22 protein-coding genes are annotated in these 24,539 nt (G+C 71.8%); 12 read left to right on the top strand and 10 right to left on the bottom strand.

Annotated elements, in window-relative coordinates; all coding sequences use genetic code 11:
* The first annotated feature begins 120 nt into the window (after positions 1-120).
* Entirely contained in the window at positions 121-993 is an 873-nt protein-coding gene (locus HGK34_RS16640; RefSeq protein WP_201849434.1) for a DUF3097 domain-containing protein, read from the top strand.
* A gap of 193 nt (positions 994-1,186) precedes the next feature.
* Complete coding sequence (locus tag HGK34_RS16635; RefSeq protein WP_201849432.1) at positions 1,187-1,762, top strand: DUF4870 domain-containing protein; 576 nt, start codon at positions 1,187-1,189, stop codon at positions 1,760-1,762.
* A 95-nt stretch (positions 1,763-1,857) separates the two neighbouring features.
* On the opposite strand, the gene HGK34_RS16630 is transcribed toward HGK34_RS16635, so the two are convergent.
* The 4 genes from HGK34_RS16630 to lepA all read right to left on the bottom strand — a co-directional run bounded on the left by HGK34_RS16630 (position 1,858) and on the right by lepA (position 7,469).
* Complete coding sequence (locus tag HGK34_RS16630; RefSeq protein ID WP_201849430.1) at positions 1,858-2,862, bottom strand: DUF2189 domain-containing protein; 1,005 nt, start codon at positions 2,860-2,862, stop codon at positions 1,858-1,860.
* A gap of 144 nt (positions 2,863-3,006) precedes the next feature.
* Positions 3,007-3,990 (bottom strand): V-type ATP synthase subunit I domain-containing protein, encoded by a 984-nt coding sequence (locus tag HGK34_RS16625; RefSeq protein WP_201849428.1) that lies wholly within the window; start codon positions 3,988-3,990, stop codon positions 3,007-3,009.
* Positions 3,991-4,082: 92 nt separating this feature from the next.
* Complete coding sequence (gene hemW, locus HGK34_RS16620; protein WP_307816027.1) at positions 4,083-5,561, bottom strand: radical SAM family heme chaperone HemW; 1,479 nt, start codon at positions 5,559-5,561, stop codon at positions 4,083-4,085.
* 24 nt (positions 5,562-5,585) lie between these two features.
* Positions 5,586-7,469, bottom strand: coding sequence for a translation elongation factor 4 (lepA, locus tag HGK34_RS16615; RefSeq protein ID WP_280517948.1), 1,884 nt, complete (start codon positions 7,467-7,469; stop codon positions 5,586-5,588).
* A 263-nt stretch (positions 7,470-7,732) separates the two neighbouring features.
* Between lepA and HGK34_RS16610 the strand changes: the two genes are divergently transcribed.
* The 5 genes from HGK34_RS16610 (at position 7,733) to HGK34_RS16590 (ending at position 11,847) form a co-directional block, all read left to right on the top strand.
* Positions 7,733-8,509, top strand: coding sequence for an HAD-IIA family hydrolase (locus tag HGK34_RS16610; RefSeq protein ID WP_201849426.1), 777 nt, complete (start codon positions 7,733-7,735; stop codon positions 8,507-8,509).
* A 29-nt stretch (positions 8,510-8,538) separates the two neighbouring features.
* Positions 8,539-9,324, top strand: coding sequence for a maleylpyruvate isomerase family mycothiol-dependent enzyme (locus HGK34_RS16605; protein WP_201849424.1), 786 nt, complete (start codon positions 8,539-8,541; stop codon positions 9,322-9,324).
* Between the two features lie 184 nt (positions 9,325-9,508).
* Positions 9,509-10,771, top strand: a complete 1,263-nt coding sequence (locus HGK34_RS16600) for a cytochrome P450 family protein (protein WP_201849422.1) — start codon at positions 9,509-9,511, stop codon at positions 10,769-10,771.
* Between the two features lie 23 nt (positions 10,772-10,794).
* Complete coding sequence (locus tag HGK34_RS16595; protein WP_201849420.1) at positions 10,795-11,226, top strand: type II toxin-antitoxin system PemK/MazF family toxin; 432 nt, start codon at positions 10,795-10,797, stop codon at positions 11,224-11,226.
* A gap of 18 nt (positions 11,227-11,244) precedes the next feature.
* Positions 11,245-11,847: a type II toxin-antitoxin system PemK/MazF family toxin gene (locus tag HGK34_RS16590; RefSeq protein WP_201849418.1), complete on the top strand. Its 603-nt coding sequence runs from the start codon at positions 11,245-11,247 to the stop codon at positions 11,845-11,847.
* 87 nt (positions 11,848-11,934) lie between these two features.
* On the opposite strand, the gene HGK34_RS16585 is transcribed toward HGK34_RS16590, so the two are convergent.
* Entirely contained in the window at positions 11,935-13,059 is a 1,125-nt protein-coding gene (locus tag HGK34_RS16585; RefSeq protein WP_307816025.1) for a calcium:cation antiporter, read from the bottom strand.
* 233 nt (positions 13,060-13,292) lie between these two features.
* On the opposite strand from HGK34_RS16585, the gene rpsT reads away from it, so the two are divergent.
* The gene (gene rpsT, locus HGK34_RS16580) at positions 13,293-13,553 is read left to right on the top strand and encodes a 30S ribosomal protein S20 (protein ID WP_201849417.1); all 261 of its coding nucleotides are present in this window, start codon (positions 13,293-13,295) and stop codon (positions 13,551-13,553) included.
* A 214-nt stretch (positions 13,554-13,767) separates the two neighbouring features.
* Entirely contained in the window at positions 13,768-14,406 is a 639-nt protein-coding gene (locus HGK34_RS16575) for a G5 domain-containing protein (RefSeq protein WP_244666860.1), read from the top strand.
* A 94-nt stretch (positions 14,407-14,500) separates the two neighbouring features.
* On the opposite strand, the gene putP is transcribed toward HGK34_RS16575, so the two are convergent.
* The 4 genes from putP to HGK34_RS16555 all read right to left on the bottom strand — a co-directional run bounded on the left by putP (position 14,501) and on the right by HGK34_RS16555 (position 20,621).
* A complete protein-coding gene (putP, locus tag HGK34_RS16570; protein WP_201849416.1) occupies positions 14,501-16,000 on the bottom strand; it encodes a sodium/proline symporter PutP in 1,500 nt (499 codons plus the stop codon).
* Between the two features lie 75 nt (positions 16,001-16,075).
* Entirely contained in the window at positions 16,076-17,095 is a 1,020-nt protein-coding gene (gene holA / locus HGK34_RS16565; RefSeq protein ID WP_307816023.1) for a DNA polymerase III subunit delta, read from the bottom strand.
* 77 nt (positions 17,096-17,172) lie between these two features.
* Positions 17,173-19,758 carry a ComEC/Rec2 family competence protein gene (locus HGK34_RS16560; RefSeq protein ID WP_201849415.1) on the bottom strand — a complete coding sequence of 862 codons (2,586 nt, stop codon included), beginning with the start codon at positions 19,756-19,758 and terminating at the stop codon, positions 17,173-17,175.
* The gene (locus HGK34_RS16555; protein ID WP_201849414.1) at positions 19,755-20,621 is read right to left on the bottom strand and encodes a ComEA family DNA-binding protein; all 867 of its coding nucleotides are present in this window, start codon (positions 20,619-20,621) and stop codon (positions 19,755-19,757) included. Before HGK34_RS16555 ends, HGK34_RS16560 begins: the two co-directional genes overlap by 4 nt.
* A 344-nt stretch (positions 20,622-20,965) precedes the next feature.
* Here HGK34_RS16555 and HGK34_RS16550 point away from each other — a divergent pair, with 344 nt between their 5' ends.
* Positions 20,966-21,835 (top strand): alpha/beta fold hydrolase, encoded by an 870-nt coding sequence (locus tag HGK34_RS16550; RefSeq protein WP_201849413.1) that lies wholly within the window; start codon positions 20,966-20,968, stop codon positions 21,833-21,835.
* Between the two features lie 113 nt (positions 21,836-21,948).
* Here HGK34_RS16550 and HGK34_RS16545 read toward each other — a convergent pair whose 3' ends face one another.
* On the bottom strand, positions 21,949-22,881 hold the full coding sequence (locus tag HGK34_RS16545; protein WP_201849411.1) for a DegV family protein: 933 nt from the start codon (positions 22,879-22,881) through the stop codon (positions 21,949-21,951).
* On the opposite strand from HGK34_RS16545, the gene HGK34_RS16540 reads away from it, so the two are divergent.
* Positions 22,880-23,089: a hypothetical protein gene (locus HGK34_RS16540; protein ID WP_201849409.1), complete on the top strand. Its 210-nt coding sequence runs from the start codon at positions 22,880-22,882 to the stop codon at positions 23,087-23,089. The two genes, HGK34_RS16545 and HGK34_RS16540, sit on opposite strands and share 2 nt — an antisense overlap.
* 110 nt (positions 23,090-23,199) lie before the next feature.
* Positions 23,200-24,498: an ATP-grasp domain-containing protein gene (locus HGK34_RS16535; RefSeq protein WP_201849408.1), complete on the top strand. Its 1,299-nt coding sequence runs from the start codon at positions 23,200-23,202 to the stop codon at positions 24,496-24,498.
* Positions 24,499-24,539: the final 41 nt, after the last annotated feature.

The raw sequence follows: 24,539 nt of genomic DNA, 5'->3' as shown, positions 1-24,539 counted from the left end.
ACGCCCGCGGAGAGGCAGCGACCACACCATGAGCAGCGCCTCCGGCCGTTCGGCGGCAGGAGGTGGGCGGGTCGGCGCGCCTCGCCGGAGCTCGTGTCCGTGCCACCTACGATCGGCGTCGTGCACGACCGATACGGAGCCGACGTCCTGAACCCCGAGTTCCCCGGGGCGCACCGCGGGCGGCGCAAGCCCGAGACGCGGCCCGCGGCGGCCGAGCCCGGGCTCGTCGTGGAGGACGTCGAGACGGGTTGGGTCGGCGCGGTGGTGCGGGTCGAGAAGTCGGGCGGGATGCAGGTGGTCGTGCTGGAGGACCGGCGCGGCCGCACGCGGTCCTTCCCGCTCGGGCCAGGATTCTGGGTCGAGGGACGGCCGGTGGAGCTCACGGCACCGGTCGCGCCCGGGGCCCCGAGGACGCCGTCGCGCACCGCCTCAGGATCCGTGGCGGTACCGGACTCCCCCGCGCGTGTGGCGCGGGGTTCGCGCCTCTGGGTCGAAGGCAGGCACGACGCCGAGCTCGTGGAGCAGGTCTGGGGTGACGACCTGCGCGTCGAGGGCGTGGTGGTCGAGATGCTCGACGGCGTCGACAACCTCGCCGACCGGCTCGCCGAGTTCGTGCCCGATGACAGCCGCCGTGTGGGAGTGCTCGTGGACCACCTCGTTCCCGGGTCCAAGGAACAACGGCTCGCGGACGAGGCGCTGAGGGGGGTGCGCCCGGGCTCCGTCCTCGTGCTGGGACATCCGTACGTGGACGTCTGGCAGGCGGTGAAACCGGAACGGGTCGGGCTGGAGCGCTGGCCCCGGATCGAACGCGGTGTCGAGTGGAAGCACGGGATCCTGCGGGAGCTGGGCTGGCCCGCTCGGTCGCAGGCGGACGTGGCGCGGGCCTGGCAGCGGATCCGGCGATCGGTCCGGGACTTCCGCGACCTCGATCCCGCGCTGCTGGGCCGGGTCGAGGAGCTCATCGACTTCGTGACGGCACCCGGCACGTCGTGACGGCACCCGGCACGTCGTGCAGAGGCGCGGCACGTCGGGGCAGCGCCCGGCACGTCGGGACAGCTCCTGGCACGTCGTGCAGAGGCGCGCGCGTTCCCCCTGGCATCCCGTGCCACAAGGGCGAACGGCATCATTACGACAACGACCGCGTGATTGTCGGCCACAGGAGGACGCGAAGGCCTAGAGTGGGAGTATGTCCGAGACGCCCCAGACTCCAGGCGCCGAGCCGAACCCGCAGTCGGGTGCGACGCCGCCGGAGCCCACACCCCAGCCGAACCCCGACGCCCAGCCCGGCGCCGGCGTTCCACCGCAGCGGCCCTACGGTGGACAGCAGCCCGGTCAGCAGCCGTACGGTGCGCAGCCCGGTGGCCAGCAGCCCTACGGCACCCCGCAGCCGGGTCAGCAGCCGTACCAGGGAGCGCCGGGCTACGCGCCCGTGCCGCTGCGCCCCGACGAGGAACGCACCTGGGCGGTTCTCGCCCACATCGGCGGGATCGTCCTGAGCTTCGTGGCCCCGCTGGTCATCTGGCTCGTGTTCAAGGATCGCAGCCGGTTCGTGGACGCCGAGGCCAAGGAAGCGCTGAACTTCCAGCTCACGCTCGTCATCGCCGGCATCGCGATCTCCATCATCACCGCCGTCACCTTCGGCTTCGGGGTGATCCTGTACCTGGCCTTCATCGCGGCCGTCGTGTTCATGATCATGGCCGCCGTCGAGGCGTCGAAGGGCCGGCCGTACCGCTACCCGGTCAACATCCGCATGATCAAGTGATCGGGATCGCCTGATCGTCGCCTGGTCGAGGCAGTGGGTCCACCTGGACCCACTGCCTCAGTCTTTTGTGCGCCTCATTTCTGTGACCTGGGTGTTCAGGCCATGACCGGGCCACCCACCAGGCGGCGGTAGGCGAAGGATAGCGCGATGTAGCTCAGCGGGATCGTGATCAGCAGGCCCAGGCCGCACGGGATCAGGCCGAGGATGTTGATCCCGAACAGGGCGAGCTCCAGCAGGAACACCGCGCCGAAGTTCTTCCCCACCAGCCTGAAACTCGCGGTGAAGGCCTCCCACGCGTTCTGGTTCTTGTCGATCACGCCCTGGTAGGTGAAGACGGCGAAGACCAGCACCACGAGCAGGCCGATCCCGCACACCAGGAAACCGACGAACTCCGCCGCGATCAGCAGCAGCGCCGCCACGATGATCATCCCGAGGTTCGGGGCCTGGAACAACGACCCGAACGTCGGCTTCTGGCCGGACACCTCGCGCAGGGCCGCGTTCGTGCCCAGGCCCTGGACGATCCCGGCCAGGACGGCCCCGATCAGCCCGAGCAGGGAGCCACCGAACGACACACCGGAGTTCGTCTGGCTCGAGTCCCACATGTCCTGGTAGCTCGGGATGTTGCCCGAGTTGAACACCACGGACACGACGAGCAGCAGCAGGACGAACACGATCCACAGCAGGGCGTTGCCGGCGAACTTGTTCCAGCCGTACCCGAGCGCCTCACCGACACGGAACGCCGGGGCAGGCGCACCGCTGTACGGCGTCGGCGAGCTTGGAGGCTGCGCGCCGTACCCGCCCGGAGGCTGCGCGCCGTACCCGCCCGGAGGCTGCGCCCCATACCCGCCGGGCGGTTGCGCGCCGTACCCGCCGGGAGGCGCCGACCCGGGTGCTGTCACACCGGGCGGCGTGTCCGCGGGCGATGGTGTGCCGCCCGGCCCCGCAGGTCGCTGCGGTTCCGGCGAGGACGGCGCGCCGCCGGGCTGCTGCGGTCCTGCGGGACGGTCCGTCGGTGCCTGCGGCTCGGGCTCGCCCGCTCCCGGCGCACCGGGCTCTTCCCCGGGCGGTTCGCCGGGACCACGCGGTGTGTTCTCGCTCATGGGTCGCCCTTTCTCTCGAGGCTCTCCGAGCAACTGTCACCCGCGCACGAACACCCCGCGACCGCAACTCGCCCTGACCGGCGCATAGCGGGCATCAACGGGTCGCGTGACCGCCCGTGCACGAGGTACCGCCGGTGGCGGAGCTCATGCCGCCATCGGGGGCTGGGCCGCTTCGACGGGCTCACCCTGCAAGCGCCGGAACAGGTGGGCCCCGAAGATCACCGAGAAGGGCCCGATCACGAAGAACGCGAGACCACAGGTGCACGCGGAGGCGAACATGTAGGCGACGACGATCAGGTAGGCGAGGACGACCAGCCCGAGATGTGCGGTCACGAGCCTGAAGCTCGCGGTGATCGCGTCGAGGGCACTCATGTTCCCCGCGAGGACGAAGTAGGGTGCGGCGACCAGCAGCACACCGACGGCGATCTGGAGAAAGCCTCCGAGGACGGGAATCATCCCGAGCACACCGTCGATGAGGCTGGTGAGTACGGCGAGCAGCAGGATGCCACCCCAGTTCCGCAGCGCGAAGAAGTCCGCGAAGCCGATGCGCCGCCGCCGCGTCGACGCCAGCGCGGCCGCGTAGAACGTCATCCCCATGACCTGGAGGATCACTCCCGCGAGAGCAGTGAGCGCCAGTGCCACAGGTTCCGTGGACGCCGCCGTGAAGCGGGCGGTCCACCGGTCGACGGCGTCCGGGTCGGAACTGCTCATCACGTCGGGCAGGTCTCCGAACGCCTGGCCGAACCACGGATTCATGACGAGGAAGACGGCACCGCCCGCCACGAGGAACAGCAGTCCCATGGCGATCCAGACGCCGGCGCTCCGGCCGAACGCCTGCCAGGCGAAGCGGTGCGACTCGCCGATGGACGGGGGTGCCCAGGGTGCCGGCTGCCCCGTCGGGACCGGGGCCGGGGCCTGGTAGCCGGGTGGCGCGTACTGCCCGTACCGCGGGATCCCGGGCTGCGGGACACCGGGCTGCGGGACACCGGGACCGGGGGCGTCCTCGGACGGCTGCCCTCCACCGGCGTCGGGTGGCCCGTACGGGTTCCGCTCGTCCGGGCCGGGGCGCCGCGCATACGGGTCCTGCGGGTTCTGGCCACCCTGGCCGGGCGTGCCACCGTTGTTCATCGACTCATCTCCTGAACGCCTGTTGGTGGCCTCAACCTAGCCGGGGTGGCCGACACCCCCAAGACCCCTCCGGGTATCGTGACCGGCTCGCGTCAGGCGGTCAGTTCCCGTACGACGGCGTCCGCGAGCAGCCGCCCACGAAGTGTGAGCACCGCACGGGCAGGCCGCTCGCCGGCGCCGAGCGCTGCGGGCCCGTCGAGCAGGCCACGAGCCACCAGACCGGCAACCGCGTGACGTCCCGCAGGACGGAGCACGGCCAGCTCGAGCCCCTCGGCGAGCCGGACACCGAGCATCACCCGCTCCAGGTAGGCCTCGTCCGGGGTCAGAAGCTCGCGGCCCGCACCGGGCGACCCGCCCGCCTCCAGCGCGGCGGCGTAGCGCCGCGGGTGCTTCACGTTCCACCAGCGCACGCCCGCGCGGGCTTCGCCGTCGTCGTCCGGGGGCCCGGCTGCCGGGACCACGCCCCCGCCCGGCCCGCCGCCGTCGGACGTCGCGGACGTCGCCACCGCCGGTGCCGGCGTCGCGGCCGCAGCCACGTACGAGTGCGCTCCCGGCCCGATCCCCCACCAGTCGTTCCCGCGCCAGTAGGCCAGGTTGTGCCGACAGGCGTCGTCGGCGGTCCGTGCCCAGTTCGACACCTCGTACCAGCCGAGCCCGGCCGCGGTGAGCAGCTCGTCCGCGAGCTCGTACTTGGCGGCCTGGTCGTCCTCGTCCGGCAGCGTGAGCTGCCCGCGCCGCACCTGCGCCGCCATCTTCGTCCCGGGCTCGACGACCAGCGCGTACGCCGACACGTGGTCCACCCCGGTCGCGATCACCGTCTCGAGGGAGGTACGCCAGTCCGCCAGGCTCTCGCCCGGCGTCCCGTAGATCAGGTCGAGCGAGACCCGCAGGCCGGCGTCGCGCGCCCATCGCACGACGTCGGGGATGCGCGCGGGGTCGTGCGTCCGCTCCAGTGTCGCCAGGACGTGCGGCACGGCCGACTGCATCCCGAACGACACCCGCGTGAAGCCCGCCGAGGCCAGCCGTTCCAGGGACGACGGCGTCACCGAGTCAGGGTTCGCCTCGGTCGTGACCTCGGCCCCTGGTTCCAGCCCCCACGCGCCGCGGATGCCGTCCAGGATCCGCGCGAGGTCGCCGGCGGGCAGCATGGTGGGTGTCCCCCCGCCGAAGAACACCGTCGAGACGGACCGCTCGGGCAGCCCGACGTCGGCCAGCACCTTCCCGGCGAGTCCCACCTCACGCAGTGCGGTGTCGGCGTAGGCGACCTGTGAGGCGCCGCCGCCCAGCTCGGCGGCCGTGTAGGTGTTGAAGTCGCAGTACCCGCACCGCACGGAGCAGAACGGCACGTGGACGTACACGCCGAACCTCCGGCGCCCGCGCGGCGCGTCCTGCGCTCCTCCCGCGGCCGGCACGACGCCGCGCGGATCACCGCCGTCTCCGGGGGCAGGGGTGGCGTGCGAGGCGTGGCCGTGAGGATCCGACCTTTCCGTCCCGCCTGGCCGGGCCGTCCCCACCCAGGCGGGCAGGGCGCCGTCCCCGGGCATCGGCAGGCCGTCAGGAAGCGCGGGCACTGCACGCCCTCCGCAGGTCAGGCGTCACTTCTTCTTGTCCTTGCCCGAGGACGGGTCGCTGGACAGGGCGGCGATGAACGCGTCCTTCGGGACCTCGACGGACCCGATGTTCTTCATGCGCTTCTTGCCTTCCTTCTGCTTCTCCAGCAGCTTGCGCTTACGGCTGATGTCACCGCCGTAGCACTTGGCCAGCACGTCCTTGCGCATGGCGCGCACCGTCTCGCGCGCGATCACGCGAGCGCCGATCGCGGCCTGGACGGGGACCTCGAACTGCTGCCGCGGGATGATCTCCTTGAGCTTGCCGGTCATCAGCACGCCGTAGTCGTAGGCCTTGTCCCGGTGCACGATGGCGCTGAACGCGTCGACCTGGTCGCCCTGCAGCAGGATGTCGACCTTGACGAGGTCGGCGGCCTGGTCGCCGGACGGCTCGTAGTCCAGGGAGGCGTAGCCGCGTGTGCGGGACTTGAGCTGGTCGAAGAAGTCGAACACGATCTCGGCGAGCGGGAGCGTGTAGCGGATCTCGACGCGGTCCTCGGACAGGTAGTCCATGCCCTGCATCTGTCCGCGGCGGTCGGTGCACAGCCCCATGACCGTGCCGACGAACTCGCTCGGCGTGAGGATCGTGGCCCGCACCACCGGCTCGCGGACCTCACCGATCTTGCCGGTGGGGAACTCCGAGGGGTTGGTGACCTTGACCTCCTCGCCGTCCTCCATCGTGACGTCGTAGATGACGTTCGGCGCCGTGGAGATGAGGTCGAGGTTGAACTCACGCTCCAGACGCTCGCGCACGATCTCCAGGTGCAGCAGGCCGAGGAAGCCGACACGGAACCCGAAGCCGAGAGCCACGGAGGTCTCGGGCTCGTAGTTGAGCGCGGCGTCGTTGAGCTTGAGCTTGTCGAGGGCCTCTCGCAGGGCCGGGTAGTCCGAGCCGTCGATCGGGTAGAGGCCGGAGAACACCATGGGCTTCGGGTCGTCGTACCCGGCGAGGGCCGTGTCGGCCGGCTTGTGCGCGTTCGTGACCGTGTCGCCGACCTTGGACTGCCGCACGTCCTTCACACCGGTGATCAGGTATCCCACCTCACCGACGCCGAGCCCCTTGGTGGGTGTCGCGTCCGGCGAGTGCACGCCGATCTCCAGGAGCTCGTGCTGGGCGCGCGTGGACATCATGACGATGCGTTCGCGCGGGTTGAGGTCGCCGTCGACGACGCGCACATAGGTGACGACGCCGCGGTAGGTGTCGTAGACGGAGTCGAAGATCATCGCGCGCGCGGGAGCGTCGGCGTCGCCGGTCGGCGCGGGAACGGTCGCCACGATCTTGTCGAGCAGGGCCTCCACGCCCTCGCCCGTCTTGCCGCTGACCTTGAGCACGTCCGACGGGTCCCCGCCCACGAGGTGCGCCAGCTCCTCCGCGTACTTGTCGGGCTGCGCGGCCGGCAGGTCGATCTTGTTCAGGACCGGGATGATCTCCAGGTCGTTCTCCATGGCCAGGTACAGGTTGGCCAGGGTCTGGGCCTCGATGCCCTGGGCGGCGTCGACCAGCAGCACGGCGCCCTCGCAGGCGGCGAGGCTGCGAGAGACCTCGTAGGTGAAGTCGACGTGACCCGGCGTGTCGATCATGTGCAGCGCGTGGGGCGTCTCCGTCCCGTCCTCGCCGGTGACGGCCCACGGCATGCGGACGGCCTGGGACTTGATCGTGATGCCGCGCTCACGCTCGATGTCCATGCGGTCCAGGTACTGCGCCCGCATGTCCCGCGGCTGGACCACCCCGGTGAGCTGCAGCATGCGATCGGCGAGCGTGGACTTGCCGTGGTCGATGTGCGCGATGATGCAGAAGTTGCGGATCAGCTCGGGTGCCGTGGCGTTCGGCTGGATGCGCGCGGTCGCGGACTCGGTGGGGATCGGGGGCAAGGCGGGCTGCTCCTGGACTGTGATGGGTGGCGCGTGCGTCGGTGGACGACGGCGGTCGTGTCTCGGATCGGCCCGGCCACGGGCCGTCAGGGGAATTGTCCCACGGGTCACGCGAGCCGGCGGAGCCGCCCGGGCGGCGTAACTCCCCGCGCCGGCCTGCCTGCTGTCCGGGCAGCGCCGCCGCCGCGCGCGATGCTGCCCCTAGGCTTACGCGCGAGCGGCGGGAACGTGGCCCGCCCACGGCGAACGAGGAGCAACACACGATGCCCGAGCGCGAGATCATGGCCTGGCTCACCGACATGGACGGGGTCCTGGTTCACGAGGGGACGGCCCTGCCCGGCGCCGCGGACTTCGTCAAGCGGCTGCGGGACGAGGACGTGCCGTTCCTCATCCTGACCAACAACTCCATCTTCACGGCACGTGACCTGCGAGCGCGCCTGTCGTCGAGCGGTATCGACGTACCCGAGACCGCGATCTGGACCTCTGCGCTCGCGACTGCGCAGTTCCTGCACGACCAGATCCCCGACGGCAGCGCCTACGTCATCGGGGAGGCCGGACTGACCACGGCCCTGTACGAGGCCGGCTACACGCTGACCGAGTCCGACCCGGACTACGTCGTGCTCGGTGAGACCCGCACCTACTCCTTCGAGGCGATCACCCGCGCGATCCGGCTGATCCAGGGCGGCGCGCGGTTCATCGCCACGAACCCTGACGTGACCGGTCCGTCCCAGGAGGGTCCGCTGCCCGCGACGGGCTCGGTGGCCGCCATGATCACCGCGGCCACGGGCCGCAAGCCGTACTTCGTCGGCAAGCCGAACCCGATCCTGTTCCGGTCCGCGCTCAACCGGATCGGCGCGCACTCCGAGGCGACGGCGATGATCGGCGACCGGATGGACACGGACGTGATGGGCGGGCTCGAGGCCGGGCTGCGCACGTTCCTGGTGCTCACGGGCTCTACGCCCGCCGACGAGGTGCAGAACTACCCGTTCCGGCCGAGCCGGGTCGTGGACTCGATCGCGGATCTGGTCGACCTCATCTGAGTGTCGGTCCGCGGCGCTACCGTGAGCCCATGACAACAGCCGCCACCCAGCATGGTTCCGGCCCGCACCCGAGCGGCCTCGACTACCTGACGTTGCTCGAACGGCTGCAGGACGCGTTCCACGACTCGATCGCCGGCGTCGACCCCGGGTCTCGGGTGCCCGGCTGTGGCGACTGGACGGCGGGAGAGCTCGTGGAGCACCTCTCCCACATCCACCGCTGGGCAGGAGCACAGGCGCGGGCGCAGGACGCACACCAGGCGGACGCCGTGCCCGGAGGGCCGGCGGAACGCTACGCCGCCCGGGCCGCCGAGCTCCGGGAGACGCTCCACGACCTGGCACCCGATGCGACCGCACGCGTGCTGGCCCACCCGGAGCCCCTCGGCCCAGGGCCGGCGTCGTTCTGGCACCGGCGCCAGGTCCACGAGACCCTCGTCCACCTGCACGACCTGCGTGCTGCCGCCGCCGGGAGTGCGCACCTGGATCTGGTCACGGACGTGCCGCCCGAGGTGTGGGCCGACGCCGTGGACGAGGTGGTCACCGTCTTCCAGCCGCGGCAGGTGGGGCTCGGCAGGATGGCTCCGCTGCGCGTCCACGTGCTGCTGGTGGCCGAGGACTCCCCCGGCGCCTCGTGGGTCCTCGGCCTCCCGGACCCGGACCGGGCGCAGGAGATCGTCCCCGATGTGACGGTGACCGGCACGGCCCGCGCGCTCGCGCTGCTGCTGTGGCGCCGGCTCACGCCCCAGGAGGCGGGCGTCACGGTGAACGGGGACCGGCAGGATCTGGACGAGGCGCTCGCGGAGCCGATCGTGCCCTGATCGCCGGCCGGGCGATAGCAGTCGGGGCGGGGTTCCGCCACTCAAGTGAAGGTGAAATACTCCCAGGTAGGTGCCCATTTTTTCCGGTTCCCGGCAAGATGGGCACGGCCCGCGTGATGCGGGCCAGCACACCCGTACCGACTGCCGGAGCACCGACATGCCGCAACCCGTGAGGCTCAACGAGTTGACCGATCTCACGCCCATCACCCGGACCACCACGGCGCCAGACCCGCACGCGGTCTACCGAGGTCTGCGAGATGAGTGGGGGTCCGTCGCGCCCGTCGAGCTGGAGCCCGGCGTCCCCGCGTGGCTCGTGCTCGATCACGCCGACATCGTTCGCATCGCCCGCGACGACAAGCTGTTCTCCCGCCGCAGCGAGACCTGGAACGGCCATGAGCGCGGCCTCCTGTCCACGGGGTCGCGCCTGCCACCCATGATTCCGGCCAGCGAGCGGTTCTCCTCCCACTTCCAGGACGGCGCCGAGCGGGCACGGCTGCGGGCGCCGCTCGACGACGTCTTCAACGACCTGGACGAGGCTATGCTCGGCGCGATGCTCCGCCGCACGTGCGACCACCTCATCGACGAGTTCGCCGAGGACGGCAAGGCGGACGTCGTCGCCCAGTACAGCGCGGTGCTTCCTCTGCTCGCCGTCGGCCAGCTCTTCGGGTTCGACTTCCGGACCGGACGCCGGGTCGCGCATCTGGCGCGCGAGGTGATGAGCCCGATGGAGAGCAACACCGACGTCCTGCCCGAGCTCGAAGGCATCCTGACCGACCACATCGGCGCCCGGTACGCCGCACCGACCAACGACCTCACCAGCAGGCTCATCCAGCACGGCGCCTTCACCGCGCCGATCGAGGTGGCCCACTCGCTCATCACGGTCCTCGCGGGAGCGAACGGTCCGCTGGAGTCCTGGGTCAGCTCCACACTGCTCAGCCTGCTCACGGACCGGCGCACGCCCGGCATGGTCGGCAGCGGCTACTACGGCGTGGACCAGGCCATGGAGGAGACCCTGTGGGCCAACTCCCCGAGCGGCAACCTGCCCCCCCTCGTCGCCACGAAGGACCTGCTGATGGGCGACAAGTACATCGAGCGCGGCGACGCGCTGGTACTCGCGGTCAGCGCGGCGAGCCAGGAGATCGCACGCCAGAACGAGGACGCCTGGGACCGCGCCGAGAACCGCAGCCAGCTCGCGTTCGGCAACGGCCCGCACCGCTGCCCCGCTCCGCGGCTGGCCCGGATCGTCACGCGCAACGCCGTCGACACCCTGCTCAAGCGGCTCGACGTGCGCCTCACGATCGACCTCGACGAGATCGAGTGGTTCCCCTCGCCCTGGGAGCGGCGCCCCATGCGCCTGCCGGTGACGTTCACGCCGCCGATCGAGGTCCGCCCGCACTGGAGCGACGGCGACGCGGCGGACCTGTCCGGTCACTCGCTGCGCACCTGAGCCGATCGGGTACGGTCCGAAGCGTGACCTTCTCATCCAGGAACCCGTATCCCGGCGACTTCGAGGGCGAGGTTCACCCGGTCTACAACCCCGAGCTGGACGGCGACCCGGACCCCGGTGAGGTCGTGTGGACGTGGGTCCCGTACGAGGAGGATCACTCGCAGGGCAAGGACCGGCCCGTGCTGCTGGTCGGCATGGACGGGCCGTACCTGCTCGGTCTGCAGCTCACGAGCAAGGACCACGACCAGGATGCTCTGCAGGAGGCACGCGAGGGACGCATCTGGATGGACGTCGGCACGGGCGGCTGGGACCGCGAGGGCCGGGACTCGGAGGCGCGCATCAACCGCGTCATCCGGATCGACCCGGACGACGTGCGCCGCGAGGGCGACATCCTCGACGAGGCGGTCTTCGACGAGGTCGTGAAGTACATGGACCGCGCCCTCGACCTCACCTGAGGCCGGTACCCTTCCCGCGTGAGCGACAACCGGTGGATCCGGCTGCTCGGCGAGATCGCCCGGGTGGTCCTCAAGGCACTCCTGTCCGACGGCGACCGTGGCGGGGCGCCCGGCGACCGCGGCACGACCTCCGGCGCGTCCGGCAGCGCCCCGTCCCGGCGGTCTGCCCCGCGTCCCGGCCCGCCGGCCACCGGGGGCGGCGGCACACCGGGACCGTCGTCGGGCACCGGTTCCTACCCGGGCGACTTCATCGGGACCGTCCGGCCCGCCTACTCCCCCGACCTGGACGGCGAGCCCGACCCGGGCGAGGTGGTGTGGACCTGGGTTCCCTACGAGGAGGATCACAGCCAGGGCAAGGACCGGCCCGTGCTGCTGGTCGGGCGGGACGGGCGGTGGCTCCTCGGCCTCCAGCTCACCAGCAAGGACCACGTGCAGGACGGGCAGCAGGACGGGCGGGGCGGGCGCCGCTGGATGGACATCGGGACCGGCGGCTGGGACCGGCAGGGCCGTCCCAGCGAGGTGCGGCTCAACCGTGTCATCCGCATCGATCCCGACGCCGTCCGCCGCGAGGGCGACGTCCTGGACAAGGCGACCTTCGACGAGGTCGTCGCGGCGATGTGACGAGCGCGGCGCGTGACGTGAAGCAGGCGCCCTGCGCGGCGCGCGGTCCCGCCTGCGGGCGCCCGAGGCCGCCGTCGCCCCGGCGGTTCAGGGCTGGACGGACACCACGACGAACGCCGCCAGCAGCACCAGGTGCACCACGCCCTGCAACGTCTTGGCACGGCCCTGCACGACGCTGAGGATCGCCACCACCACGGACACGGCGAACAGCACGACCTGGGTCTCGTTGAGCCCGAGCCAGAGGTCTCCGGGGATCCAGAGCGTGGCCACGGCGATCGCCGGAATGGTGAGTCCGATGGACGCCATCGCCGAGCCGTAGGCGAGGTTCAGGCTGGTCTGCACGCGGTCACGGGCCGCGTTGCGCACGGCGGCGATCGACTCCGGCGCCAGCACCAGCAGTGCGATCACGACGCCGACCACCGTGTAGGGCAGGCCGGCCGCGGCCACCCCGTGCTCGATCGCCGGCGACAGCAGCTTGGCCAGCCCCACCACGGCGACCAGCGAGGTGACGAGCAGCGCGAGGCTGAGCAGTGCCTCCCGCCGCGAGGGCGGATCCGCATGCTCGCCACCCTCCTCGTCGATCACGCCGGTCGCACGCCCGTACTGGTCGGAGGTGACGGGCAGGAAGAAGAACCGGTGCCGGACGGTCTGCGTGAAGACGAACGCGCCGTAGAGCACCAGCGAGGCGACCGCCGCGAAGCCGAGCTGGAACGTGGTGTACTCGCCACCCGGCGCCGAGGAGGTGAAGCTGGGCAGGATGAGCGTCACCGTCGCGAGGGCCACCACGGTGCCCAGGGCTGATCCGGCACCCGACGCGTTGAAGCTCACGAGGTGATGCTTGGCCGCCCCGACCAGCAGTGACAGGCCGACGATCCCGTTGAAGGTGATCATGACCGCCGCGAACACGGTGTCGCGCGCGTACGTGCTCGCACCGTCCCCGCCGCTCGCCATCAGCATGATGATCAGGCCCACCTCGATCACCGTCACCGCGATCGCGAGGATCAGCGAGCCGTAGGGCTCACCCACCTTGTGCGCGACGACCTCGGCGTGGTGGACGGCCGCCAACACGGCCCCGACGAGCGCGGCGGCGATTCCCGCGAGCACCGCCGGGTGCTCGTGGTGTGCCCAGGTCGCAGCAAGCACGACAACCGCGAGGAGGGGGACGAGGGCCGCCCACTGCAGACGGCCCCGAGCGCTCACGGTGGTGGCCACGGCTCCGATCCTAACGAGGGGCAGGGATCGGACCGGGAGAGACCCACTCCGTCACAGGCGTGAGGCAGCCTGCAGAAGTGGGGTCTGGTAATGTTGATGGCTGTGTGCCCGCCCAGGTCGGCGGGCACCGTCGCAGCCCCTCTCCACGGGTTCCCCACCCCAGTCCCGGGACTGCGTCCGCTCTCTACGACCTATCCGCTCGCCTTCGGGCGAACACACCAGGAAGTCCACCAGTGGCAAACATCAAGTCCCAGCTCAAGCGCATCAAGACGAACGAGAAGGCGCGCCTGCGCAACCGTTCCGTCCGGTCCGAGCTCAAGACGCACGTGCGCAAGGTCCGTGAGGCCGTCGCCGCGGGCGACAAGGAAGCCGCGACCACCGCGCTGCAGGCCGCGACGCGCAAGCTCGACAAGGCTGTGTCGAAGGGCGTCATCCACAAGAACCAGGCCGCGAACCGCAAGTCGGCCATCGCGAAGCAGGTCGAGTCGCTCTGATCGAGCCTCAGCGCTGATCGGCAACGCAAGGCTGATCGGTAACGCAAGGCGCCGCCACCCTCCGGGGTGGCGGCGCCTTCGTCATGCCCGGACACCGTGCGCGGTCGGCACAGATCAGGGTGAAATCATCTTTTACTACCAAACTACATCAAACACCAGTAACCGGGTATGATGGTCCTCCCAGATCGCAGTCCTGCCGGAGGAGGTCACTCCCATGCCGAAGATCCACCGCTCCGCGGCCACCATGATCTGCGCCGCTGCGTTCACCGCCGCTCTGAGCCTGTCCGGATGCGCCACGTCGGAACCGACCGCCGCGTCGTCCAGCTCGCCCGCCTCGCCGAGCCAGACCGCCTCGCCGAGCCCGACGGTCACGCAGAGTCCGACGCCGAAGCCCACACCGGTCACGACCACAAAGAAGGTTACGAAGAAGGAAGCGATCCCCTTCGAGGAGATCACCAAGAAGGACCCGAACCTCGACAAGGGAACGAAGAAGGTCACGACGCAGGGCGTCAAGGGTGTTCGCACCAAGACGTACCGTGTCACCTACGTTGACGGCAAGGAGACCGAGCGCGAGCTCGTCAAGAAGGTCGTCACCAAGGAACCGGTCGACAAGGTCGTCTCGGTGGGAACACGCACTCCGCCGCCTCCCGAGCCGGCCGAACCGGAGCAGGCCGAGCCGGAGCCCAACTGCGACCCGAACTACTCGGGTGCCTGCGTACCCATCGCCTCCGACGTCGACTGCGCGAGCGGGAGCGGCAACGGCCCCGCATACGTCAGGGGTCCCGTCTACGTCACCGGGTCGGATATCTACGACCTGGACCGGGACGGGGACGGCGTCGCCTGCGAGACGTAGACGCGACGGTGGCGCGGCTGCCGTGCGGTCCTGACGACAGTGCGGCTCGTGCCCGCACGCCGCTGAGGAGTGAGGGCACGAGCCGTACCGATCGTCAGGCCTTGACGGCGTCCTGCTCCGACGCGCACCGCGCCGCCTCGGCGAACTCCTCGCGAACGGCCTCGGACGGAGCCGGGGTGAGGAGGCTGACGACGATCGCGACGATCCCGCCCAGGACGAACCCGGGGACGATCTCGTAGAGCGTGTCGCCCAGCGGCGAGCGGCCCCACCCGAAGGCGACGGCGGCACCGACGACCATGCCCGCCAGTGCGCCCCAGCGGGTCAGCCGGCGCCAGTACAGGCTCAGGATCACGATCGGGCCGAACGCCGCACCGAAGCCGGCCCAGGCGAACCCGACAAGGTCCAGGATGGTGTCGGTCCGGTCGAAGGCGATGAGCCCAGCAATCACCGCGACCAGCAGGACCCCGAGACGGCCCAGCATCACCTGCACGCGCGCGGTCATCTCCTTGCCCGTGATCTTGACCAGATCCTCCACCAGGGCGGAGGAGGAGACGATGAGTTGGGACGAGATGGTGGACATGATCGCGGCCAGGACCGCCGCCAGGACCAGACCGGCGACCAGGGGGTGGAACAGGACCTGCGACAGGTAGAGGAACACGGTCTCCGGGTTCTCCAGCGTTCCGCCGTGCACGTTGACGTAGGCGACCCCGATCAGGCCGGTGACGATCGCACCGACCGCGGTGACGATCATCCAGCTGATGCCGATGCGACGGCCCGCGACCGCGTCCTGCGGGGAACGGATCGCCATGAAGCGCACGATGATGTGGGGCTGGCCGAAGTAGCCGAGGCCCCAGGCGGCGGCGGAGACGACTCCGGTGACCGACGCGCCCGCCAGGAAGGACAGGTGGTTGACGGCTCCGCTGGTCTCGGCGGCGAGAAGGCCCTCGCGGATCGGCCCCCAGCCGCCGAGATCGAAGAAGGCCACGACGGGCACGGCCACCAGGGCGAGCAGCATCAGGCAGCCCTGTGCGACATCGGTCCAGGTGGCACCGAGGAAGCCGCCGAACAGCGTGTAGGCGAGCGTCACGCCTCCGACGACCCAGATGCCGGTGGTGTAGTCCAGCCCGAACGACCCCTCGAAGAACGTCCCGCCGGCCACCATGCCGGAGGAGACGTAGAAGGTGAAGAACACGAGAATGATGGCGCCCGAGGCGACCCGCAGCAGGCGGGAGGTGTCGTGCAGCCGGTTCTCGAAGAAGCTCGGGATGGTGATCGAGTTGTGCGCCGTCTCCGTGTAGGCGCGCAGGCGGGGCGCCACGAACTTCCAGTTGAGCCAGGCGCCGATCGTCAGACCGATCGCGATCCAGGACTCGACGAGCCCGCTCACGTAGATGGCGCCGGGCAGCCCCATCAGGAGCCAGCCCGACATGTCAGACGCGCCGGCGCTGAGCGCGGCGGCACCCGGACTCAGGCGCCGACCGCCCAGCATGTAGTCGTCGAGGTCATCCGTACGGCGGAACGCCGCGTAGCCGATACCCAGCATCAGTGCGAGGTACGCGACGATCGCGATCGTCTTCCAGACTTCGGGGGACATGGAGTCACTCCAACTTCGTTGCGAAAAGTACTCCGCACGATCATCCAGGCCGAGCCGGCGTGAGTATTGTCCGCGTCACCCGCGACGAGCCTGGGTTATTGCCAAGACCGCCTTTTCGACGGCATAGACGGGGTCCCGCGTCTCACCCTTGACGTCGGCGTCCGCCTGGGCGACGGCGGTGATCGCCGCCGCAAGCCCTTCCGGGGTCCACCGGCGCAGGTCCTTGGTGGCGCGGTCGACCTGCCAGGGCGCCATGCCGAGTTCACGGGCGGTGATCCCCCCGCCCCGCATCGCGGCGACCTTCGCGAGGTTCCGCAGGCGGACCGCGAGGGCGGCGACGATCGGCACCGGGTCGAGCCCGGTCGCCAGGGCGTGGCGCAGCAGGGAGACGGCCGCGCCCGCATCCCCGGCCACGGCGGCATCGGCGACCCGGAAGCCGGTGGCCTCGACCCGTCCCCCGTAGTAGCGGTCGACCGTGGCCTCGGTGATGGTGCCCGTGGTGTCGGAGATGAGCTGGGAGCAGGCAGCCGCCAGTTCCCGCAGATCGTTCCCGAGGCCGTCGACGAGCGCTCGCACGGCGTCCGCGTCCGCACGACGACGCGCGGCCTTGAACTCCCCCATGGCGAACGACGCCTTCTCGCCGTCCCGGGTGATGGGGTCACACACCAGGACCGGCGCCCCGGACTTGGTCACGGCGTCGAGCATCTTCTTCCCGCGCTGCCCGCCACCGTGCACGACGACGACCGTCGTCTCCTCGTCCGGCCTGGCGACGTACGCGACGACGTCCTGGATCAGGTCCTCCGTACCGGACTCCGCACCCCGCACGACGACGACCTTCTCCTCGCCGAAGAGCGACGGGCTGGCCGCGACCGTGAGCTGCCCCGCCGTGTACGTGGCGCCCTCGAGCTCGACCTTCTCCACCTCGGGATCGCGGTCACGTGCGAGGCGGACCACGCCGTCCACGGCCCGTTCGGTCAGCAACGGCTCGGCTCCGCGGACCAGGACGACGGGGGCGAGCGCGGGCTCGTCCCACGAACGGCCCGGGGTCTTTGCCGACGAACGGGAACCGGACCTGCGACGAGTAGCTGGAGGCACGAAGCAAACTGTAGTTCGGCACTCCGACATCGGCGCCACGCCGATCCGGCCGGCGCAGGCTCACCCCTCCCGATCGGTCAGCAGCCTCCCACCGCCAGTGACCCCTGACGAACCACCAGCCCGAACGTGCCGCACTCGTCCGTCCGGAGCACCACCGCACCGGTTCGCGAGTACAGGTCCAGCGCCGCGTCCGTCGGGTGGCCGTAGTCGTTGTCACGGCCCACCGAGACCAGGGCCACGGCAGGGCTGAGCCGCTCGGCGAGCGCGGGCGACTGGACCCGGGACCCGTGGTGGGCGACCTTCACGACATCGACGTCCGCGACTCCCCTGCTCCGTGCCTCGGCCAGCAGCGCTGCCTGGCCCGCGTCCTCCAGGTCGCCGAGCAGCACCACGTCCAGGCCGGACACCCGTACGAGCAGGGTGACACTGGCGTCGTTCACGACGGTCCCCGACGACGCGCCGCTCGTCCCGGATCCTGGCATCGCGCCGGGGACCCCCGCGAGCAGCACGTCCCAGGTGGCCTCTCCCGCAGTCCCGCGCTCCCCCGCCACGGGCCTGCGTACCGGGACACCGGCCGCGGCCAGGTCCTCCATGGTTCGTGTCGCGCCGGCCTCGGGAGCGAGGAGCGGGGAGACGAGGGCGGACCTCACCTCCCGCCCGTCGAGGACGGCGGCCAGGCCGCCCACGTGGTCGGCGTGGAAATGGCTGAGCACCAGAAGGTCGACCCGCGTGACTCCGAGCCGGTCCAGGCAGCGGCCCGCCGCGTCGCCGTCGGGCCCGACGTCAACCACCATGGCTGCGGCGGGCCCCGTGCGAACGGCGAGACCGTCGCCCTGCCCGACGTCGCACACGGCCACCACCCAGTCGCGCGGGACGCCCCGCGCCGGCCCGTGCCGTACCCCGAGGACCACGAGGCCGAGTGCGGCGGTCACGATCATCAGTGCGGCCGGCCAGCGCGGAGTGGCGCGGACCGGGTGCCGCGCGGCGAGGGGCGAGCCGCCAGAAGCCGCACGTCGCCGGGAACCGGGCGCACGGGCGGGAGCCTCGCGACGGCCCGCACCGGCGCCTCCCGCGACGGCTGCCCGGCGGACCCGCCGGTACGCGCAGGCGGCCCGATGGCGCCAGGTCTCGGGCCAGCCGCGGGGATCCCGTGCCAGCAGGAGGGCGAGTGCGGCCGCCGTCGCTCCGGCGAGCAGTACGGCGCCGAGGAGCCCCCCGGGCCAGGGCACGACGCCACCCGGCAGAGCCGCCGCGTACTCCGCCACCTGGGCGATCCACCAGGTGGCACCACCTGCTACCTGGGCCAGGAGGTGGGCACCCCAGGCCCACCAGGGTGCGAGGACCGTGGCGGCGAGGCCGAGAACCGTCGCCGGAACGAGCGCCGGGGCCGCCAGCAGGTTGGCGGGGACGGCCACGAGCGACACCTGGGGAGCGAGGACGACGAGCACCGGACCGCACGCCGCCTGGGCCGCGAGTGGGACGGCCAGCGCGAACGCGAACGTCTTCCCCGTCCAGGGCGCGATGTGTGCCACGAGCGGCGGCACGAGCAGGACCAGCCCCGCGGTGGCCGCCGCCGAGAGGGCGAAGGCGAACGACCGCGACAACCACGGGTCGACAACGAGCAGTCCGATCACGGTTCCCGCGAGGGCCGGCAGGGACTGCGCGGGCCGGCCGAGCAAGACTCCTGCCAGGCCGAACGCCGCCATGACGGCGGCGCGCAACACACTCGGCTCGGGCCGGACCAGCGCGACGAACGCCGTACCGGCCGCGGCCAGGAGCAGGACCCGAACCCAGCGCGGCGCACCCAGCGTTCCGGCGACGCCTGTCAGCAGCGTGATCACGATCGCGAAGTGCCCGCCGGAGACCGCGGTGACGTGAGTCAGTCCCGCCGTCTTCATCGCCTCGGCGATGTCGTCGGGCAGACGCGTGGTGTCGCCGATGGCGGCGCCGGGTACGAGGCCTCTGGCCTGCGGTGCGAGGTCGCGGGTCACCGCCATGAGGGCATCGCGGTGCCGGTCGAGCAGCCGGAGGGGCGCGGGCGGCGGGCGCTGAACCGTCAGGACGCCGGCGTTCAGCAGCGCGGACTCGGGTCTGCCCGGTTCGGCGGGACGAAGCACGCCGGACACCACGACCTCCGCACCGAAGCGCGGATCCGGCACGGCGGCATCGCCCTCGAGCGGCTGCGCCTGCGGCACCCAGGTCACCACCACGCGGGCGCGCGAGGCGGTCGTCGCTCCCCGCGCGTCCACCTCGCGGACGTCCAGCATCAGACGGACGGGCTCTGCCCCGCCCCTGCCCCACGGGACCGGCTCGGGCTCGGAGATCACCGTGCCCCTCAGTTCCGCCGTGAATCCACGACCGGCCAGGTCTTCGATCACCGCGGCACTCGCCGTCCGCTCGGCTGCGGTCGCGACGACCCCGAACACGCAGGCGGCAGCGAGGGTGACGTGAGCGACGACGCTCACCGCTCCCCCGCCCGCCGCGTGCCCCGCCCGTCTGGGGGCACGTAGCCCGGCGAGCACGATCATGCCGCCACCCGCGAGCGCCGCCAGCCATCCGGATCCTGCGGCGAGTGCCGTCGCGGGCGCTCCGCCCGTCGCGATCCACGCTGCGGTCCAGGCGAGCACGGCGGCCGGCGCCAGGCGCAGGTCGACGCCACTCATACGCGCGCCAGCGGGCGGATCTGCTCCAGCACGGACGGGCCGATCCCCGAGACGCCGTCGAGTTCGTCGACCGACGCGAACGGACCGTTGACGGTGCGCCAGTCGATGATCCGTCGCGCCAGTGCGGGCCCGATGCCGGGCAGAGTGTCGAGCGCCGCGGTGTCGGCGGTGTTGAGGTCTACCGCTTCGATCGCCTCGGCGTAGCCGGGTGGTTGTTCCCCCGCTCCTCCGAGAGAGCGGGCCTCCTCACCCGGCGTCGGGACGTGCACCTGTTCGCCGTCCGTGACGGGGCGGGCGAGGTTCACGCCAGACAGGTCCGCCTCGCCGGTCGGCCCGCCGGCCGCCTCGACGGCGTCCGCGATGCGCGCGCCCGCGGGAAGCTCCACGAGCCCGGGCCGGCGTACTGCGCCCACGACGTGCGCGACCAGACCGGTGCGCGCAACGTTCTGCGGGCCGGCGCCGCCGATGCCGGCGTCGGCGTCGGCTGCCTGCGGTGCGTCACCGTCGGAGGTCGTGGCGACGGGCTCGCGTCCCTCGCCCGCCGCGTCCGACGCGACGGGACCGGCGGGGATATTGTCCGCGGACGCGATCGGGCGTACGGCGCCGGCACCCACCGCGTCCCGTCCCAGCACGACGGCACCGGCCACGCACGCCAGGAGAAGCACCGCCACGACGGCGACGGTCCCAGGGCGCCGGCCGAGCGCCCAGCGCCGCTCGGTCCCGCCTTCGTGCCCGACAGGATGCCCGTGCGCCGCGGCGTAGGCGGCGGCGACCCTGTCGGCCGAACGATGCTGCCGCAGCCGGGTCACGAGGTCGTCTGCGGGTTCGGGGACCTCCGGCACCACGTCCGTGTCTGCTCTCATGCCGCTGACGCTAGGCAGGGCGGCTCCGCGCCGCGCAGCACCCGGCACGTCGTTGTGCACAAGCCTGCGGGTCCACAGTCCGCCGTCGGTGTCGCTTCCGCGGAACTCCACGGGTAACGGTCGCGGACGGGGACGAGGCAGCGGCCCCTCGCGCCGCCGCTTCCGACGTCCTCGGCGGCTCGGGAGCTCGGGGTGGGCGGCGGCTCGGAAGCTTGGGGGCGGCGGCTCGGCAATCCAGGGGCTCAGGAGGAGACGGCCGGCACACAGCGATGAGTTCCCGGACCGTCGGTCGTCTGCCTCATCGTGACGGTGCAGCAGCACCGCCGGATCCCGAAGGAAGAGCGATGTCCGAGAAGAAGACCCACACCCTCGACGCACCTGGTGCCGTCCTGACCTACGACGTCCGTGAGCCCGAGACGGCCTCGGACGCTCCGGCGCTCGTCCTGATCGGGCTGCCGATGGGCGCGCACGGCTTCGGAAGCCTCGCTGCTCGCCTCACCGACCGCAGGGTCGTCACCTACGATCCTCGCGGGGTCGAGCGGAGCACCCGTGAGCCCGACGGGAGCACACTGCTCGCCGACCACGTGGACGACGTGCTCCGGGTGATCGACGCCGTGGGTGGCGGACCGGTGGACCTCGTGGGCTCGAGCGGCGGTGCCGTCGTCGCCCTGGAGCTTGCCGCACGGCACCCTGAGGTGCTGCGAACGGTGGTCGCGCACGAGCCGCCGCTGCCCGCGTTCCTGCCGGACCGCGATGTCGTTGTCGCCGCGATGCTCGACATCCACCAGACCTACCGGGAGCGTGGCTGGGGTCATGCCATGGCCAAGTTCATCTCGCTGGTCATGACGTCCGGGGAGCTGGGGCCGGAGGTGCTCGATCGGCCGGACCCGGATCCCGCGGCGTTCGGCCTGCCGGTCGAGGACGACGGTGCCCGTGACGACACCATGCTCGGCTCGAGCATGGCCTGGATGCCTGGTCTCGAGCTCGACTGGGAGGCGCTGACCCGGCCCGAACCGCGGGTGGTCATCGGGGTCGGGGCGGACTCCGGTGAGGAGATGGCCGCCCGCGCAGCGCGCAGCATCGCACGCCGCCTCGGACAGGAGGCAGCCGTCTTCCCCGGTGGTCACAACGGGTTCACAGGCGGCGAGTACGACCAGCCGGGAGGCGATCCGGCGGGCTTCGCGGCCACGCTCCGGAGGACCCTGGAGGCCTGACGCGCCCGCGCCTGCGGGCGCGGCGCCGACCCGTCGGGACACCTGCAGGCACGGCGCCGACCCGTACGGCATGCCGGCGCGGCAGGAGCGGCGTCCGAGGCGAACGCTCGTCGTCAGTGCTCGTGGTCGCCGAGGTCGGCCACGGCGACCGCGAGCGTTCCCGGGCCGACGTGCACGCCGATGACCGCACTGATGTCGGAGATCTCCACCTCGGCCCGGGTGCGCGTCCGCAGCCGCCCGGCCAGCGTGCGGGCGCGATCGGGAGCGCCGAAATGCTGCACCCCGACCACGGGACGGGTCGCGGCGGCGATCGACTCGCCGGCCAGGTCCAGCAGGCGTTCCATCCCGGCCGCTCGCGTCCTGACCCGCTGGGCGAGCTCGATCCTGCCGTCGCGCATCGTCAGGATCGGCCGGACGCCGAGCACCGTCCCGAGGGCGGCCACCGGCGCGGACAGGCGCCCGCCGCGGCGCAGGTGCTCCAGGGTGTCGACCACGAACACCGAGGTCGACGAGTCCGCCACCTCACGCGCGCGGGCCGCGACATGTGCGGCGTCGCAGCCGGCCGCCGCGCACTGCGCGGCCGCACGAGCGGCGAACCCGAGTCCGGGGCCGGCCGTGCGGGAGTCGACGACGCGCACCGCGAGCGGTGACCGTGCTGCGGCCGCGCTCGCTGCTCCGACCGTGCCGGAAAGTTCGCCCGACAGGTGCAAGGACACGATGGCGCGAGCCCCGTCGTCGGCGAGGTCGCGGTACGTCGCCGCGAAGCGCTCCGGTGACGGCTGGGATGTGGTGACACGTGCACCCTCGTCGAGCATCCGGACGACGTCGGCGGCGGAGACGTCAACCCCCTCGTCGTAGGACTCCCGCTCGGTGACCACGCGCAACGGAACCACCCGGATTCCCTGCTCGCCGTCGCCCGTCGGCAGGGAAGACGTCGAGTCGGTGACAACGCGGACAGCCTGATCCGACCGCTTCGCGGGACGGCGATCTCGGCGGGGCTGGCGCCCCCCGGCGCGTGGTTCGGGGTGTCGGCGGAGGAGTGGCATGGCCGAGGAATTCTATCGGCAGATCAACCTCCTGGTCGCGCTCGCGCCGGACCTCCCGGACCACCGGCGCGAGCCGGGCGAGAACGAGCAGGTCGTGCACCGCCGAGCCGGCGACGCCGAGCCGACACCGCCGAGCCAGCACCGCCGAGCCAGCACCGCCGAGCCGACACCGACCGAGCCGGCACGAACCAGGTGCACACCGGCGTGACACGCACCTGCCGAACGGCCGCCGCAACACCACCCATGATGAGAATGAATCTCAAGATCGGGGTACGATCCTGCGCGAATCGTTCCGACGAGCCCGGAGAGGTCCCGCCCGTGCCCACCCTGCTGATGATCGAGAGCTGGCTGCATTCCACCGGCCTGAGCCTCCCGCCGCTGCTCCGCTCGCTCGGGCACGAGTACGTGCTCGTCACCCGCGACCCGCACGTCTACACACTGCCCGGCGGTGACACGCACCCCGTCCTCGACCTCGCCAGCGAGGTGGTGGTCGCCGAGACCAACGACCACGGCGCCGTGCTGGAGACCGCCCGCCGCGTGGCGGACCGTCACGATGTCCACGGGGTGCTCACCACCTGCGACTACTACCTTCCGGCGGTCGCCGTCGCCGCCGAGGCACTGGGGCTTCCCGGCTCGTCGGCCGCCGCGATGCACACGGCGACGAGCAAGCACCTGGTCCGGGCCGCCGTGGCACGTGCGGGCCTCCCCGATGTGCCGCACGCGGTCGCCGCGACGTGGCAGGAGGCGCGCGCCGCCGCGACAGAACTGGGCTATCCCGTGGTGGTCAAGCCCGTGGACCTGAACTCCGGCACGGCCGTGCGACGGGTCGCCGACGAGACGGGCCTGGCGGACGCGTACGCGGAGGTCACCGCCCCCGTTCGGAACACCCGGCAGCAGCCGCTGGCCCGCCTCGCGCTCGTCGAGCGCGTCCTGGACGGCCCGGAGTACAGCGTCGAGTCGGTCACCCGCGACGGCGTGACCACGGTGCTGGGTATCACCGCCAAGTCCGTGAGCGAGGTGGGCCGCCCGGTCGCGGACGGCAGCGACGCCGTCGGCTACGTAGAGACCGGGCACGACTTCCCCGCCCCGCTGGACCCCGTCGCCCGCACCGCGATCACCGACCACGTCGCCCGTGTGCTCGACGCCGTCGGCCACACCCACGGCATCAGCCACACGGAGGTACGGCTCACCGCCGACGGACCGCGCCTGGTGGAGCTCAACCCGCGCCAGGGAGGCGGGTACATCTTCGACCTGGTCCGGCTGGTGACCGGCTACGACCCGCTGCGTGTCCTGACCGACCTCGCCCTGGGTCGCGAGCCCGTCGGTGAGGTGCCGTCGGCCGGCAGCGCCTCGGTCCGGTTCCTCCTGGCCCCCGAGGACGGGTTCCTCGCCGGGGTGACCGGCTCCGAGACGCTGGCCGGCGACACCCGCGTCGTCGGCCACGATCTGCCTCGCCCCGGCGCCGTGCTCCGCGCGGCGGACAACAACGACCGGATCGGCCACGTGGTCGTGGCGGACCGGGACGGCGACCGGGCGGCCTCCTGGGCCGACGAGATCGTGGGGCGCCTGACGGCGGACGTTCGCCGCGAGGCCCCCGTGCCCGCCCGCACGCTCTGACCCCTGTCTCTTATACACATCTGACGCTGCCGACGATAAGG

Source organism: Myceligenerans indicum (assembly GCF_016742955.1).
GTDB lineage: Bacteria > Actinomycetota > Actinomycetes > Actinomycetales > Cellulomonadaceae > Myceligenerans > Myceligenerans indicum.
The sequence above is the reverse complement of the archived record's forward strand: the minus strand, read 5'-3'. Positions and strand labels throughout refer to the sequence as shown.